Here is a 15,320-nt window from a genome sequence, read left to right as displayed (position 1 = left end):
GTTCAGTCCGCGGCGCGATCGGAGACGCCGGCGTCGGAGAAGGTGGCCATCGAGGCCAGTGTCGCGACGGCCGCCCGCAGCAGCGGCAGGGCCACCGCCGCGCCGGTGCCCTCACCGAGGCGCAAACCGAGGTCGATGATCGGAATCAACTCCAGGTGGGCCAGCGCCAGCGTGTGCGCGGGCTCCGTCGACCGGTGTCCGGCCTGCCACCAGGCCCGCGCGCCGGGGGCCATCCGGTCGGCGACCAGAGCTGCCGCCGTCACCACGACGCCGTCGAGGAGCAGCGGTGTGCGTCGCACCGCGGCCTGCGCGCAGAAGCCGGCCATCGCCGCCAGATCCGCACCGCCACAGGTGCGCAGCAGCCCGACCGGGTCGGGCCGGAACTGGCGACCGCGGAACATGGCATCGCGCACCGCCGCGACTTTGCGAGCCCACGCGTCGTCGTCGATGCCGGTGCCGCGCCCCACCACCGCCACCGGCTCGGTGTCGGTCAGCGTGGCGATCAATGCTGTTGCGGCCGTGGTGTTTCCGATGCCCATGTCGCCCGCTATCAGCAGGTCGGCGCCGGCGTCCACCTCGTCGTCAGCGAGTCGGCGTCCCGCCTCAACGGCGGCCACCACCTCGTCGGCGCTCAGCGCATCCTCGACCGCGATGTTGCCGCTGGAGCGGCGGACCTTGTGCGCGCCGATCTCGCCGGTCAGCGGCTGCTCGCAGTCCACCGCGATATCGACGACCCGCACCGACGCGCCCGCCACCCCGGACAGTACGTTGATCGCCGCGCCGCCGGCATCGATGTTGGCCACCATCTGCGCGGTGACTTCCGGCGGATATGCCGACACCCCGGTCCGGGCGACGCCGTGGTCGCCGGCGAACACCACCACCCGGGCTCGCTCGAATTGCCTAGGCGGACAAGCTCCTTGGCACGCGGACACCCAGACCGACAGATCCTCCAGGCGGCCCAGCGCGCCCGTGGGTTTGGTGAGAATGTCCTGGCGACGCTTGGCCGCCGCGGCGGCACGGGAATCTGGCGGGGAGACCGCGGGGAAATCCATCAGCTCAACGCTTTCGTCGGTTTGACCCAGACCGGGAATCCCGCAACCACCAGGACCACCTGGTCACAGCACAGGGCGAGTCGTTGATTGAGTGTGCCGAGTTCGTCTGTGAAGCGCCTGCCAGAAGCAGTCGCCGCCACCACGGTCAACCCGACCTCGGGGCTGACCAATGCCAGCCGCCCGGTGAACGTCTCGACCGCGCCGACGAGCTCGTCGACGTCGGGTCTCACCGATCCGCCGTCCCAGCCGCGGCGATCGAACGTGGCGGTCAGCCAGCCGCCCAGATCGTCGACCAGGGTGGCCGTGGCCGGGCCGTCGCGCAAAACGGCTGCCACATCGGCGGTTTCGACGGTGCGCCAGGAAGCCGGCCGACGCTCGCGGTGCGCAGCCACCCGGCGCGCCCAGGACGGGTCGGAATCGGCGGCCGCACCGGTGGCGACGTAGCGGACCTCGGATTCATCGGCCAGCGCCGTCTCGGCCCAGCGTGACTTGCCCGACCGGATTCCGCCGAGCACCAGAGTGCGCACCGCCTGGCGGGACTCAGACAACCTTGGCGCCGCGCTCGACCTGCGGTCGCGGCGCGCGCATACGGCGGATCTGGGAAGCCCGGCCCGCGGCGTACATCCCGAGCTTGAAGGCGCCTTCGTCGTTGTCCGGGAACTTCGCGTCGACGGCCTTCTTCACCTTGCGGCCCAACAGGATTCCGTCGATCGCCATGACCGCCATCAAGACCAGCATCGCGGGGGAGATGAACAGCTGGACCTGCGGCACCGCCAGCATCACGAAGATCAAGCCCAGCGCGGACGGCATGAACAGCCCCAGCACATTGCGACGGGCGTCGACGATGTCGCGCGCATACCGGCGCACCGGTCCCTGGTCGCGGGCCAGCAGGTAAGCCTCGTCGCCGGCCATCATCCGCTCACGGCGATCGTTCATCGCCGTGCGGCGCTGATCCTTCTCGGCGCGACGCTCCTCTTTGGTGAGGGTGGCGCGCATCTCCTTGCGGCGCTTGCGCGCCTCGGCGGAGGTCATCGGTGCGGGGGCGACCGGCCCGCGGCGCTTGGCCGTGGCACTGCGCTTCGGGGTCGGCTTGCCCTTGGGCGCGGTGGTGCCGGCCACCGCGGCAGACTCATCGACCTCCACCGGTTCGGCCTTGGCGGCACCTTCGTCGTTCTTGCGGCCCAGCAGCTTCACGCCTGCCAGGTTACCCTGCACGAATGCGGGTGCTGATCGCGCCGGACTGCTACGGCGACAGCCTGACCGCCGTCGAAGCCGCCCAGTCCATCGCGGCCGGCTGGCGTGACGCCAGGCCCTCCGACGAACTCGTCCTGGCGCCGCAATCCGACGGCGGCCCCGGCTTCGTCGGCGTGCTGGCCGGGAGGCTCGGCGAGGTTCGTCACACCCGGGTGTCCGGGCCGCTCGATGAGGACGTCGACGCCGAATGGGTCGACGATCGCGCCGCGTCGGCCGCCTACATCGAATGCGCCCAGGCCTGCGGCCTGACGCTGCTTCCCGGTCCGCCCACGCCGGACAGTGCGGTCGCCGCCCACAGCCGCGGAGTCGGCCAGCTGATCGACGCCGCGCTGCAGGCCGGCGCCCGCACGATCATCGTCGGCCTGGGCGGCAGCTCCTGCACCGATGGCGGCCGCGGGATGATCGAGGCGCTCGGCGGCCCGGAACAGGCCAGGGTCAAGCTGGCACAGGTCGATCTGATCGCTGCCACGGACGTGGAACACCCGCTGCTGGGTCCGATGGGGGCGGCGCGGGTCTTCGGCCCCCAGAAGGGCGCCGATCCGGACACCGTGGCGAGGCTCGAGCAGCGGATGACGGCGTGGGCTGTCACGCTCGATGCGCTGGCAGGGATGACGATCAGCCCACTGCCCGGCGCGGGCGCGGCCGGGGGACTGGGGGCCGCGCTGCTGGCCCTGGGCGCACGCCGCGAATCCGGAGCGGCCGTCATCGCCGAGCACACCGGGCTGGCCGCCGACGTCGCGGCCGCCGACGTGATCGTCACCGGGGAAGGCCGCTTCGACGACCAATCGCTGCACGGCAAGGTGGTCAGCGCACTCGCCGGCGGCGCGCGGGCCCGCGGTGTTCCGGTGATCGTGCTGGCCGGCCAGGTCACCCTGCCGCCAGCGGAGTTGACCGCGGCGGGAATCACCGCGGCGCACGCGATCGCCGACTACGCCGGGTCGGTGCAGGTCGCCATCGACGACGCCGCCGCTCAGCTCACCGGCCTGGCCCGCCGGACCGCCGCCGACCTGGTCGGCTGAGGACGGGCCCATCGACTCGGGAATAGCGCCCGGACAAGGTACCGTTGACGAAGTGGGTAAAGCCCGCAAAGACATCTGCTTGTAGGGAGACGCAATGACTGTTTCCGATCAGTCGACCGAGACCACGACCGAGACCCACGGCGCGATTCTGACCGAGGCCGCGGCCGCTAAGGCCAAGTCGCTGCTGGACCAGGAAGGCCGCGACGACCTGGCGCTGCGGATCGCCGTTCAGCCGGGTGGCTGCGCCGGCCTGCGCTACAACCTGTTCTTCGACGATCGCACCCTCGACGGTGACCTGGTCAGCGAGTTCGGCGGGGTCAATCTGACCGTCGACCGGATGAGCGCGCCGTACATCCAGGGCGCGACCATCGACTTCGTCGACACCATCGAGAAGCAGGGCTTCACGATCGACAACCCGAACGCCACCGGCTCGTGCGCCTGCGGCGATTCGTTCAACTAACCAAGCTTCAACCGCAACGGCCGTCCAGTCTCAGTACTGGGCGGCCGTTCGCAATAGATACGAGCACACCAGCAGCTGGTTGCCCTGGCGGAGCAGCTGAGCCACGCCTTGTTCCTCGCCGCGGTTGCCGCGGCTACCGGAGGACGCCACCTTCATGGTGAACAACACCTGCGCCTGATAGTTCGACCACGGGACGATCGAATCGATCGAGGTCACCTCGGCGCCGGCGAACTGCCTGCGAAACGCGTCGCTGGCCAGCTTGGCCAGCGCCAGGTCGGATTTGCGGTCCTTCACCCCGTCGTACATGCCGCACAGGTTGTTGCGCGCGATGGTCTCGGTGTCGCCCTTGGACAGCGCGGTCAGGTAGCTCGATATCGACGACTTGGCTGCGGCCTCGCTGAACCCGCCCGCGGCCGTGGTGGACTCCCCGGTGCGGATCGTCAGGACCGCGGCCACCACGGCGGCCACGACGACCACGGTCAGCAAGCCCAGCCACAGCGCCGTACGGCGCTTACGCGGCGCCGGCGGGTAGGCCACCGGCGGCGGAAGGGCGCCGGGGTAGACGCCGGGATAGGGCACCGGCGGGATCCCGCCCGGCGGGCCGAACGGCTGCTCCGGGTACGGCTCGCCCTCGGCCCCGGCCTGCTGATGCGGCGGAATCGGGCCAGCCATCGATAAGTCTCCTGCGGTCGGTGGAGGCCAAAACTTCAAGCACCCGCCGCGGCGGGGCCGATGCCGGGCCATATAGTCGGCTCTTGTACGCAGGCTAGCGCACGGCCTCGGTGCTAGTCCCATTAGCGAATGAAGGGCGGACACAACGTGGCGATCGCGGTGACCGGATCCATTGCCACCGACCACCTGATGCGGTTTCCCGGGCGGTTCTCCGAACAACTCCTCGCCGAGCACCTGCAGAAGGTGTCGCTGAGCTTCCTGGTCGACGATCTGGTCGTCCACCGCGGCGGCGTCGCGGGAAACATGGCCTACGCGATGGGCCTGCTGGGCGGCAACCCGCTGCTGGTGGGTGCCGTCGGCTCGGACTTCGACGAGTACCGGCAGTGGCTGGAAGCCCACGGTGTGGACACCAGTGGCGTGCTGGTCTCGAAGACCGCCTACACCGCCCGGTTCGTCTGCACCACCGACGAGGACATGGCCCAGATCGCGTCGTTCTACCCGGGCGCAATGTCGGAAGCCCGTGACATCAAGCTCGCTGACCTCGTAGAGCGAAGCGGCGCACCGGAATTGGTGATCATCGGCGCCAACGATCCGGAGGCGATGTTCCTGCACACCGAAGAGTGCCGCACGCTCGGTCTGGCGTTCGCGGCCGACCCCAGCCAGCAGTTGGCCCGGCTCTCCGGTGACGAGATCCGCCGACTCATCGACGGCGCCACCTACCTGTTCACCAACGACTACGAGTGGGATCTGCTGCTGCAGAAGTCCGGCTGGTCCGAAGCCGAGGTGATGAACCAGATCCAGCTGCGCGTCACCACGCTCGGCCCCAACGGCGTCGACCTCGTCGGCCGCGACGGCACCTTCATCCACGTCGACGTCGTTCCCGAGACCCAGAAGGACGACCCGACCGGTATCGGCGACGCCTTCCGCGCCGGATTCCTGACCGGCCGTGGCGCCGGCTTGAGCCTGGAACGTGCCGCGCAACTCGCCTCGATGGTCGCCACACTGGTGCTGGAAGCGCCGGGCCCGCAGGAATGGACGTGGGATCGCGACGCCGCGATCGCGCGCATCAAGGGCGCCTATGGCCCGGAAGCCGCCGACGAGATCGCGCAGGCGCTGGGCTAGAGCTGCACCGGGTAGTGCGGTTCGCCGATCACCGGCACCACGCTCTGCTCGACAAAGATCGCGTGCCACAGCATGAAGATCAGCACCGTCCACAGCCGCCGGCTGTGATCGCCCTCGCCGGCGCGGTGCGCGTCGAGCATGGCGCGGACGGCCGTGCGGTCCACCAGATGATCGGCCTGCGAGGCCTCGATCATCCCGTACGCCCAGTCCATCAACTCACCGGAGCGCAACCAGTGCCGGATCGGTACCGGGAAGCCGAGTTTGGCGCGGTTGAGCACATGCGCGGGCACGATCGGCTCCAGCGCGCGGCGCAGCGCGTACTTGGTGGTGGTGCGGGTGATCTTCTGATCGAACGGCAGCCGGGAGGCGACCGCGAACACCTCGGGATCCAGGAACGGCACCCGCAGCTCCAGTGAGTTGGCCATCGTCATCTTGTCGGCCTTCACCAGAATGTCGCCGCGTAGCCAGGTGAACAGATCGATGTGCTGCATCCGGGCGACCGGATCCCAGGCGTGCGACTCGGCGTAGATGGGCGCGGTGACGTCGGTGTGCGTCCAGTCCGGGCGGAAGCCGGGCAGCACCGCGCGCAGCTGCTCGTCGGAGAAGCTGCGGGCGTTGCCGTAATACCGCTGTTCCAGCGTCAGCGAGCCCCGATGCAGCAGGCTCTTGCCGCGCATACCGTCCGGAAGCGGCTTCGACGCCCGGCCCAGTGACTTGCGGACCGGCCGGGGAAGGTAGTCGAAAGGCTTGAGCGACAACGGTTCCCGGTAAATCGTGTAGCCGCCGAACAGTTCGTCGGCGCCCTCGCCGCTCAGCACCACCTTGACGTGCTTGCGCGCCTCGCGGGCGATGAAGAACAACGGCACCAGGGCCGGATCGGCCACAGGTTCGTCGAGATACCAGACGATTTCGGGCAGCGCGGCCACGAACTCGGCCTGGCTGACCACCTTGGCCACGTGCCGCGCGCCGATCGCCTCGGCCGAGGCGACCGCGACGTCGACCTCGGAGAAGCCTTCCCGCTCGAAGCCAGTGGTGAAGGTGATCAGGCGTGGGTTGTGCCGGATGGCCAGCGCGGCGATCGCGGTCGAGTCGATACCGCCGGACAGGAACGCCCCGACTGTCACGTCGGCGCGCATGTGCTTGGCCACCGAGTCCTCCAGGACCGCGGTGATCTCGTCGTAGCGGGCCTGCTCACCGCCTGCCGTGAACGCGGCCGAGCTGAACCGCGGCACGAAGTAGCGGCTCACCCGCGGCTGCCCGCCGGGGCGGATGACCGCGTAACAGCCCGACTCGAGCCGGCGCACCCCGCGGTGCAGCGTCTCGGGCTCCGGGACGTACTGCAACACCGTGTAGTGCTGCAGCGCGCGGACGTCCAGCCCGTCGTCGAACCCGATCTCCGCGGCCAGGCCGAGTAGACACTTCTTCTCGCTGGCGACCGCGGTGCCCGCCGACCCGGTCGCCATGAACAGCGGCTTGATCCCGAAGGGGTCGCGCGCGCAGAACAGCTCACGGCTCTTGGTGTCCCACAGCGCGAACGCGAACATGCCGCGAAGCCGACCGAGCGCCTCGGTGCCCCAGTGGTGGTACGCGGCCACGATCGCCTCGCCGTCACCGTCGGTGGCGAAGACGGCGCCGAATTCGGCGCTCAGCGCCTCACGCAGCTCGAGGTAGTTGTAGATCTCGCCGTTGAACACCAACACGTAGCGGTCGGGTTCTCCCGGCGGACCCCAGCGCAACGGCTGGTGGGAGTGGGCGATGTCGATGATCGAGAGCCGGTTGAAGCCCAGCACCACCTGATCATCGGACCACGTGCCCGGTTCGTCGGGCCCCCGGTGGCGCATCAGGTGCGACGCGCCCGCCACCGCCTCGACGCTTGCTTCGGTGACAGGGCTTGCAGGGTCCGTAACCAGGGCAAGCAGTCCACACACCGGCCCCAGTATGCCGTAACTCGCGGATGTGTCGGGCTGGGTGTTCGGGCGTGGTCTACGCTGCGTAGTATTCGATGCGCGGAAAGTTCCCGCGACGACGAAAATGCGGTGTGGGCCCCAGTCCCCAGTATCAGGAGGCGCCAACGTGAAGACCCGCGGTTCCCGGTTCCGGGTGCTGGCGCTAGCCGTCACCTTTGGTGCGCTGGCGCTGACCCTCAGCGGGTGCAGCTGGCAAGAAGTGTTCGGTCTGGGCTGGCCCAAGGGCATCACCCCGGAGGCGCACACCAACCGCGACCTCTGGGTCTGGTCGGTCATCAGCGCCTTCGTCGTCGGCATCATCGTGTGGGGCCTGACCTTCTGGGCGATGGCATTCCATCGCAAGAAGAAGAACACCCCCGACGATGCGCCGCTGCCGCGCCAGTTCGGCTACAACATGCCGCTGGAGCTCGTGCTCACGGTCGTCCCGTTCCTGATCATCTCGGTGCTCTTCTACTTCACCGTCGTGGTGCAGGAGAAGATGATGCACCGCGACCCCAACCCTGAGGTCGTCATCGACGTCACCGCCTTCCAGTGGAACTGGAAGTTCGGCTACCAGAAGGTCGACTTCAAGGACGGCACGCTCAACTACGAGGGTGCCGACCCGGCGCGCAAGGCCGCGATGGTCTCCAAGCCCGAGGGCGTCGACGAACACGGCGAGGAGAAGGTCGGCGCGGTGCGCGGCCTCAACCCGCAGGACCGCACCTACCTGAACTTCGACAAGGTCGAGACCGAGGGCACCAGCAACGAGATCCCGGTGCTCGTGCTGCCGGCCGGCAAGCGGATCGAGTTCCAGGTCGCCTCGGCCGACGTCATCCACTCGTTCTGGGTGCCGGAGTTCCTGTTCAAGCGTGACGTCTTCCCGAACCCGGAAGCCAACCACACCGAGAACAAGTTCCAGATCTCCGAGATCACCGAGACCGGAGCGTTCGTCGGGCGCTGCGCCGAGATGTGCGGCACGTACCACTCGATGATGAACTTCGAGGTCAGGGTGGTCTCGCCCAATGACTTCAAGGCCTACCTGCAGCAACGCATCGCGGGCAAGACCAACGCCGAGGCGCTGCAGTCGATCAACCAGCCACCGTTGGCGACCACCACGCACCCGTTCGACACCCGTCGGGGGCAGCAAGTGATCCCGCAGGCGAGCAAGTAGGGGACCGCAGATGCATATTGAAGCCAGGCTCTTCGAAATCCTGACCGCGTTCTTCGTCCTCGCCGCTGTCGTCTACGGCACGCTGACCGCGATCTTCCAGTACGGCGGCATCGAGTGGGCCGGCACCACCGCACTGGTGCTCACCGCGGGTCTGTCGCTGATCACCGGAACGTTCTTCCGGTTCGTCGCGCGCCGCCTCGACACTCGCCCCGAGGACTACGAGGACGCTGAAATCAGCGATGGCGCAGGGGAGTTGGGCTTCTACGCGCCGCACAGCTGGTGGCCGATCCTGATCGCGCTGGCCTTCTCGACCGCTGCCGTCGGCGCCGCGCTGTGGTTGCCGTGGCTGATCGCGGCCGGCGTCGTCTTCGTGATGGCCGCCGTGTGCGGTCTGGTGTTCGAGTACTACATCGGCCCCGAGAAGCACTGAGCCGACGCGAAGGTCACAATCGAGACATCACGTGGCTCTTCAGGCGCGCTACGTCGTATCCGGCCCGGCGGTTGGGTAGGGTTTTGCCAGGGCAACGGGAGCCGTCGGCGCGCTGTGTGTCAATCCTTGGCCCGCGTGCCGCGGTGATGTAGTCGAAAGAGGACAGGCGAGCATGAGCGGGCCGAATCCGCCGGATGAGGAGTCGGGCGAGGTGGGTGAAACACCCACCGGTACAGGCTTTGAGGCCTATTCTGCGCCCGAGTCCGAGCAGTACACGGCAGGGCCATTCATCGCCCCGGATCCCGCACTGTACGACTACGACAGCTACGAGGCGGCTACCGAATACGTCGAGGATCCGCAGCCGCCGCGGTGGCCATGGGTCGTCGGCATCACCGCCATCGTCGCCGCCATCGCGTTGGTGGTGTCGGTCTCGCTGTTGGTGACCAGCACCGACACCAACAAGCTGGCGACCCCGGCGACGACGACGACCGTCAAGCCGCCCCCGGTCCAGGACGAGATCACCACCACCACGCCGCCGCCCCCGCCGCCGCCCCCGCCGACCACCACGGAGCCGCCGCCCCCGCCGCCCCCCGAGACGGTGACGGTGACATCGGAACCGCCGCCGCCACCCCCGCCACCACCACCCCCGCCAGCGACGACGGAGGCACCACCGCCCGTGACCACAACGACAGCGCCGCCGGCACCGGCCACCACGTCGACACCGCCGCCCGGTCCGCGTCAGGTCACCTACTCGGTGACCGGCACCAAGGCGCCCGGTGACATCATCTCGGTGACCTACGTGGACGCCTCCGGCCGCCAGCGCACCCAGCGCAACGTCTACATTCCGTGGTCGCTGACCGTGACACCGATCTCGCAGTCCGACGTCGGCTCGGTACAGGCCTCCAGCCTGTTCCTGGTGAGCCGGCTGAACTGTTCGATCACCACCAGCGACGGCGTGGTGCTGTCGTCGAACCAAAACAACGCCGCGCAGACGAGTTGCTGATGACTACAGACACAGACACAGAAGACCGCCGCTCACCGGAGACCGTGGACCGGCTGCTGGTCGGGGTGTGCGGCGCGATCTGGCTGGTGCTGCTTGCGGTCACGGTGATCGCGATCGTGGCGCTGGTCGACATGAGTCGCGGCCATTCCGCGAACGCGGGCGGCTCCGACACCCCCTGGCTGCTCTACAGCATCATCATCGTGTCGGCGGTGATCATCGTCGGTGCGATCCCGCTGCTGATCCGGGCCCGTCGTACCGCGCTGAATGATTCGCGCCCGACGCCGGAGCCGGCCAAGGCCGCACCACCACGGCCCGCGTCCGCGCCGGCGGCCCCGGCACGCGGCACCGAGGCGCCCACCGAGAAGCTGAAGGTGTTCGGCTCGACCGTGGACCCCTACGAGCGGTACCAGCCGGACTTCGCCCAGTCGTCGGCGTCGCGACGGGCCGATCCGCTGATTCCAGCCACCGAATTGGACCGGCTGTGGCTGCGCTGCACGGTCATGCTGGCCGGCGCGATCGGCCTTGCGCTGGTCGGGGTGTCGACCGCGACGTACCTGATGGCGGTGGACAACGACACCGCGGCGTGGGTGGCACTCGGCCTTGCCGGGGTCATCACCATCGCGATGCCGGCGATCCCCGTGACGTATCTGCGGCAGCTGCACGGCGCGGTGGAAGAGGCTGTGCCGGCCTAGTTTTGCCGCGTTCGCTGGGATGAGGCGTGTGCACGCCCTCGTTGGCACGCCCTCCTTGAGTGAGCGTTGAGCTCTCATCCAGACGCGCCAGGTGAGACGTGAGCGCTCACTGAACCGAGAGAACCCCGGGCCCTGTGGACCCGGGGTTCTCTCGGTTGGAGCCTAGTGGTGGTGGCCGTTGCCACTTCCGTTGCCATTGCCATTCCCGTTGCCGCCGTACTCGCTGTCCTGCCATTCGCGCAGGGCGGTGAGTGTGCGGTGCTCGGCGGCGTGTGCGGCCTCGTTGAGCGCCGCATCCTCGGACGCCGGATCGGCGGTGAGGAAGCTGCCGTGGCCAGTTCGGCCGCCGGAGCCCAACTTGTTCATCCGCTTGGGCAGAGCCGCTCCCTGGTACTCCAGGGGGAGCGGGTGACCGTGCTCGTCGACCGGGCCGAGCGGCTGGTGCAGCTCGACGTAGGCACCGTGCGGCAGGCGCTTGAGGATGCCCGTCTCGATGCCGTGCTCCAGCACATCACGGTCGCTGCGCTGCAGGCCGACCGCCCAGCGGTAGGCGATGAAGAACACCAGCGGAGGCAGCACCAACGAACCGATGCGACCGATCCACGTCGTCGCGTTCAGCGAGATGTGGAACTTCAGCGCGATGATGTCGTTCATCGCGGCCAGCGTCCAGACCATGTACAGCGCGATGGCCATCGCACCGATCGCAGTCCGCGTCGGAGCGTCACGCGGGCGCTGCAGCAGGTTGTGGTGCGCGGTGTCCCCGGTGAACTTCTTCTCCAGGAACGGGTAAGCGATCAGCAGCCCGAACACCAGACCCATGACCAGCGCGACCCAGAACGCCGCCGGGATGGTGTGATGGCCGAGGTAGAGCTCCCACGGCGGGAAGATACGGGCCAGGCCTTCGGTCCACATCATGTAGAAGTCGGGCTGGCTGCCTGCCGACACCTGAGACGGCTTGTAGGGGCCGAGCTGCCAGATCGGGTTGATCTGCAGCAGGCCACCCATCAGGCCCAGGATGCCGACGGTCACCGCGAAGAACGCACCCGACTTCACCGCGAAGACCGGCATGACGCGCACGCCGACGACGTTCTTCTCGGTGCGGCCGGGGCCGGGGAACTGGGTGTGCTTCTGGAACCACACCAGCGCCAGGTGAACACCGATGAGCGCCAAGATGATTCCGGGGATCAGCAGGATGTGCAGTGCGTACATCCGGGGGAGCAGGGTGCCCACCGCGCTGCACTGGTAGCCCAGCCCACCGCAGGGGAAGTCACCGCCGAAGAGCGCCCAGTGCAACCAGGTTCCGACGATCGGCACGCTCATGGTGATCGACGACAGCGCCGCACGAAGGCCGATGCCGGACAGCAGGTCGTCGGGCAGCGAGTAGCCGAAGTACCCCTCGAACATGGCCAGGATCAGCAGCAGCGAACCGATGACCCAGTTGGCCTCACGTGGCCTGCGGAAGGCGCCGGTGAAGAAGATGCGCGCCAGGTGCACCATGATCGCCGCGGCGAACAGCAGCGCGGCCCAGTGGTGGATCTGGCGGACGAACAGGCCACCGCGCACCTCGAAGCTGATGTCGAGCGCCGAGGCGAACGCCTTCGACATCTCGACGCCCCGAAGCGGTTGGTACACACCCTGATACGTCACCTCGGCCATCGACGGGTCGAAGAACAGCGTCAGGTACACGCCGGTGAGCAGCAGCACGATGAAGCTGTACATCGCGATCTCACCCAGCAGGAACGACCAATGCGTGGGGAAGACCTTGTTCAGCTGTCGTCGAACCGCGGCCGACGGGTGGTAACGGGAGTCGATGGCGTCGCCCTGCTTGGCCAGGGCATCGTTGAGTTTCGGACTCATGATGTGCGCTCCCAGAATGCGGGTCCGACGGGCTCGGCGAAGTCGCCGTTGGCGACCAGATACCCGTCCTTGTCAATGGTGATCGGCAACTGCGCCAACGCGCGCGCAGCCGGACCGAAGATCGGCCGTGCGAAATGCAGTGCGTCGAACTGCGATTGGTGGCACGGACACAGGATGCGATAGGTCTGCTGTTCGTACAGCGAGGCCGGGCAGCCCAGGTGCGAACAGACCTTGGTGTAGGCGAACAGGTCACCGAAGTTGAAGCTCTCCTGGCCTGCACGCTTGACGACCTTGGACATGTCGGCCGGCTTGATGCGGATCAGCATCACCGGATTGCGCACGCCCATCGCGATTTCGCTCAGTCGCTCGTGGCTTTCGACGGTGGTGCCGTCGCCGTCGCTCTCACGCCACGGGAACACCGTCTCCATGCCGCCGGCGTCGATGTCCTCGGGTCGCAACTTCACGAACGGCGACTCGCCCGGCAGGCCGGTGGCGCGCGCCAGGAAGATGGTCTCGCCGGTGAACCGCGGGGTCCATCCCGAGGTCCACAGCACCGCCTTCTTGCCTTCGGCGGTGGGAACCACCGGCTTCCACGGGTTCTTGATCAGACCGCCGATGAACGCCACCAGCGTGCCTGCGCCGAACGCGCCCATCCCGATCCCGAGCGACAGCCCAACCAGCTTGCGCCGCTTGATCGTCGATTCCTCGAGAGCGTCGGTGAGGTTGGCGACGACGGTCTTGCGCTGGATCAGCGGCGAGGCGCCGTCGTGGCGCTCCTGGACCGAGATCTCCTCGGGGATGAACTTCTTCTGGTAGAGCACCGCGCCGATGCCGATCGCCAGGATCGACATGCCGAAGGTCAACCCGTAGAGCGGGGTGGCCAGCTCGGACAGGGAGCGCTCGTTCGAGCCGTCCCACTGCCACGGCCAGAACAGGAAGACCAGCAGCAGCGCCAAACCGAACAGGCCGCCGAGCAGCAGCCAGATCGACACCAGACGCGCTGCGCGCTTCTCGGCCTTGGTGCCCTCGACCGGCCAGCGCGGGTCCTTGACGATGGTCTCGACGCCGTCCATCCGGCCGCCGAGTTCGACCAACTCCTCGCGCGACATCCCAGCGAGTTGCTCGTCGGTGGGCTGATTTACGTCACTCATGAAGATCTCGCTCCGATCCACAGCGCCGCCGCGATGACGGCGACCATGCCGATGATCCAGGCCGCCATGCCCTCAGATGAGGGTCCGAACCCGCCGAGGCCGTAGCCGCCGGGGTCCGGCGCGCGAGTCGCCATGCGCACGTAGGCGATGATGTCCTTCTTCTCCTCAGGAGAAAGCTGGCGGTCGCCGAACTTGGGCATGTTCTGCGGGCCGGTCAGCATCGCGGTGTAGATCTGGGCCGGGGTGGCCGGCTCGAGGTCGGGTGCGTACTTACCCGACGACAGGGCGCCGCCCTTGCCGGTGAAGTTGTGGCATGAGGCGCAGTTGAGCCGGAACAGGTCGCCGCCGCGGGCGAGGTCGTTGCCGAGCAGCGAGTGGTCGGCGATCTGGCCGTTGGCGTCGCGGGGGACCAGCGGTCCGCCGCCGTTGGCCTGAACGTAGGCGCCGAGCGCGTCGATCTGGGCCTCGTCGAAGATCGGGTCCTTGCGCGGAGCCTGGGCTTCGCCGCGCATCGCCGGCATGCGGCCGGTCGACACCTGGAAGTACACCGCCGCCTCGCCGACGCCGATCAGGCTGGGGCCGCGGCCCTCGACGCCCTGGAGGTTGGCGCCGTGGCAGGTGACACACGAGGTGTCGAACAGCTGCTTGCCGGTGCGCAGCAGTGCGGACTGCGATTCGTCGGCCACCGCTACCTGCGGTGTGGGTGTCAGCGTGGCGGCCAGGCCACCCGCGACACCGAGCCCGACCAGCAGCAGTACTGCACCGGTCAGACGGCGACGAAGCCGGCGACGCGACTTGTCACGCGTCGCCGAAGACTCCACCCGCGCCGATCTCTTGAGCATCGAACCCCTTCTCATCGGATGAAGTAGATCGTCGCGAACAGGGCGATCCACACGATGTCGACGAAGTGCCAGTAGTAGGACACGACGATCGCGGCCGTCGCCTGCGCAGGCGTGAACTTGCTCATCGTGGTCCGCAGCAGAAGCAGGACGAATGCGACGAGCCCGCCGATCACGTGCAGGCCGTGGAAACCGGTCGCGAGGTAGAACACGCTGCCGTAGGAGCTGCCCGCGATGGTCGTGCCGTGAGTGACCAGGTGGTAGTACTCGTAGCCCTGTCCGAGGACGAAGAACAGTCCCATCAGGAAGGTGATCACGTACCAACGGCGGAGCCCGTAGACGTCACCGCGCTCGGCCGCGAACACACCCATCTGGCAGGTGAACGACGATGCGATCAGCACCAGCGTCACCGGAACCGCCTGATACAGGTTCAGTTCGGTGGGCGGTGGCGGCCATACCCCGCCGGCCTGAGCACGGGCAGTGAAGTACATCGCGAACAGTCCAGCAAAGAACATCAGCTCACTGGAAAGCCATACGATGGTGCCAACACTGACCATATTCGGCCGGTTCAGCGAATGTACGCGCGATGTGATCGCAGTTCCCGAAGTGCCAACAGCGCTCGTCACAACAAGAAGTATGACGCTTTGTAGTT

General features: G+C 67.9%; 16 protein-coding genes. 7 read left to right on the top strand and 9 right to left on the bottom strand.

All coding sequences use genetic code 11. The features are described from left to right. Positions 1 to 2 precede the first annotated feature (2 nt). The 3 genes from cobT to CRM90_RS02670 are packed head-to-tail and all read right to left on the bottom strand — an operon-like array spanning position 3 to position 2,246. A complete protein-coding gene (gene cobT / locus CRM90_RS02680; RefSeq protein WP_102805471.1) occupies positions 3 to 1,052 on the bottom strand; it encodes a nicotinate-nucleotide--dimethylbenzimidazole phosphoribosyltransferase in 1,050 nt (349 codons plus the stop codon). Continuing rightward, positions 1,052 to 1,579, bottom strand: coding sequence for a bifunctional adenosylcobinamide kinase/adenosylcobinamide-phosphate guanylyltransferase (locus CRM90_RS02675; protein ID WP_102805470.1), 528 nt, complete (start codon positions 1,577 to 1,579; stop codon positions 1,052 to 1,054). The genes cobT and CRM90_RS02675 overlap by 1 nt, the downstream gene beginning before the upstream one ends. 13 nt (positions 1,580 to 1,592) lie before the next feature. Continuing rightward, on the bottom strand, positions 1,593 to 2,246 hold the full coding sequence (locus CRM90_RS02670; protein ID WP_199189753.1) for a DUF3043 domain-containing protein: 654 nt from the start codon (positions 2,244 to 2,246) through the stop codon (positions 1,593 to 1,595). Positions 2,247 to 2,269: 23 nt separating this feature from the next. Between CRM90_RS02670 and CRM90_RS02665 the strand changes: the two genes are divergently transcribed. Both CRM90_RS02665 and CRM90_RS02660 read left to right on the top strand, forming a co-directional pair. Beyond that, positions 2,270 to 3,325: a glycerate kinase family protein gene (locus CRM90_RS02665; protein ID WP_102805468.1), complete on the top strand. Its 1,056-nt coding sequence runs from the start codon at positions 2,270 to 2,272 to the stop codon at positions 3,323 to 3,325. Between the two features lie 94 nt (positions 3,326 to 3,419). Then, complete coding sequence (locus CRM90_RS02660) at positions 3,420 to 3,785, top strand: HesB/IscA family protein (RefSeq protein WP_102805467.1); 366 nt, start codon at positions 3,420 to 3,422, stop codon at positions 3,783 to 3,785. 30 nt (positions 3,786 to 3,815) lie between these two features. Here the strand turns inward: CRM90_RS02660 and CRM90_RS02655 are convergent, their stop codons facing one another. Next, the gene (locus tag CRM90_RS02655; protein ID WP_199189752.1) at positions 3,816 to 4,457 is read right to left on the bottom strand and encodes an Rv0361 family membrane protein; all 642 of its coding nucleotides are present in this window, start codon (positions 4,455 to 4,457) and stop codon (positions 3,816 to 3,818) included. A 147-nt stretch (positions 4,458 to 4,604) separates the two neighbouring features. On the opposite strand from CRM90_RS02655, the gene CRM90_RS02650 reads away from it, so the two are divergent. After that, positions 4,605 to 5,579, top strand: coding sequence for a carbohydrate kinase family protein (locus CRM90_RS02650; protein ID WP_102805747.1), 975 nt, complete (start codon positions 4,605 to 4,607; stop codon positions 5,577 to 5,579). On the opposite strand, the gene asnB is transcribed toward CRM90_RS02650, so the two are convergent. Continuing rightward, positions 5,576 to 7,507: an asparagine synthase (glutamine-hydrolyzing) gene (gene asnB, locus CRM90_RS02645; RefSeq protein WP_102805466.1), complete on the bottom strand. Its 1,932-nt coding sequence runs from the start codon at positions 7,505 to 7,507 to the stop codon at positions 5,576 to 5,578. The two genes, CRM90_RS02650 and asnB, sit on opposite strands and share 4 nt — an antisense overlap. A 103-nt stretch (positions 7,508 to 7,610) precedes the next feature. Here asnB and ctaC point away from each other — a divergent pair, with 103 nt between their 5' ends. The 4 genes from ctaC to CRM90_RS02625 all read left to right on the top strand — a co-directional run bounded on the left by ctaC (position 7,611) and on the right by CRM90_RS02625 (position 10,821). Continuing rightward, a complete protein-coding gene (gene ctaC / locus CRM90_RS02640; protein ID WP_051660205.1) occupies positions 7,611 to 8,696 on the top strand; it encodes an aa3-type cytochrome oxidase subunit II in 1,086 nt (361 codons plus the stop codon). A gap of 10 nt (positions 8,697 to 8,706) precedes the next feature. After that, positions 8,707 to 9,126, top strand: coding sequence for a cytochrome c oxidase subunit 4 (locus tag CRM90_RS02635; RefSeq protein ID WP_036344649.1), 420 nt, complete (start codon positions 8,707 to 8,709; stop codon positions 9,124 to 9,126). A 172-nt stretch (positions 9,127 to 9,298) separates the two neighbouring features. Beyond that, on the top strand, positions 9,299 to 10,129 hold the full coding sequence (locus CRM90_RS02630; protein WP_102805464.1) for an MmpS family transport accessory protein: 831 nt from the start codon (positions 9,299 to 9,301) through the stop codon (positions 10,127 to 10,129). Then, positions 10,129 to 10,821, top strand: a complete 693-nt coding sequence (locus tag CRM90_RS02625) for a DUF2561 family protein (RefSeq protein ID WP_102805463.1) — start codon at positions 10,129 to 10,131, stop codon at positions 10,819 to 10,821. The genes CRM90_RS02630 and CRM90_RS02625 overlap by 1 nt, the downstream gene beginning before the upstream one ends. Positions 10,822 to 10,983: 162 nt before the next feature. Here the strand turns inward: CRM90_RS02625 and qcrB are convergent, their stop codons facing one another. Genes qcrB through ctaE form a run of 4 tightly spaced genes read right to left on the bottom strand, consistent with a single transcriptional unit; the run spans position 10,984 to position 15,294 of the window. After that, positions 10,984 to 12,678 carry a cytochrome bc1 complex cytochrome b subunit gene (gene qcrB, locus CRM90_RS02620; RefSeq protein ID WP_102805462.1) on the bottom strand — a complete coding sequence of 565 codons (1,695 nt, stop codon included), beginning with the start codon at positions 12,676 to 12,678 and terminating at the stop codon, positions 10,984 to 10,986. Continuing rightward, the gene (gene qcrA, locus CRM90_RS02615) at positions 12,675 to 13,829 is read right to left on the bottom strand and encodes a cytochrome bc1 complex Rieske iron-sulfur subunit (RefSeq protein ID WP_102805746.1); all 1,155 of its coding nucleotides are present in this window, start codon (positions 13,827 to 13,829) and stop codon (positions 12,675 to 12,677) included. The genes qcrB and qcrA overlap by 4 nt, the downstream gene beginning before the upstream one ends. Beyond that, the gene (gene qcrC / locus CRM90_RS02610; RefSeq protein WP_102805461.1) at positions 13,826 to 14,671 is read right to left on the bottom strand and encodes a cytochrome bc1 complex diheme cytochrome c subunit; all 846 of its coding nucleotides are present in this window, start codon (positions 14,669 to 14,671) and stop codon (positions 13,826 to 13,828) included. Before qcrC ends, qcrA begins: the two co-directional genes overlap by 4 nt. Positions 14,672 to 14,682: 11 nt before the next feature. Continuing rightward, positions 14,683 to 15,294 (bottom strand): aa3-type cytochrome oxidase subunit III, encoded by a 612-nt coding sequence (gene ctaE / locus CRM90_RS02605; protein ID WP_036344655.1) that lies wholly within the window; start codon positions 15,292 to 15,294, stop codon positions 14,683 to 14,685. Between the last annotated feature and the right edge of the window lie 26 nt (positions 15,295 to 15,320).

Source organism: Mycobacterium sp. ENV421 (genome assembly GCF_002887815.1).
Lineage (GTDB): Bacteria > Actinomycetota > Actinomycetes > Mycobacteriales > Mycobacteriaceae > Mycobacterium.
The sequence above is the reverse complement of the archived record's forward strand: the minus strand, read 5'-3'. Positions and strand labels throughout refer to the sequence as shown.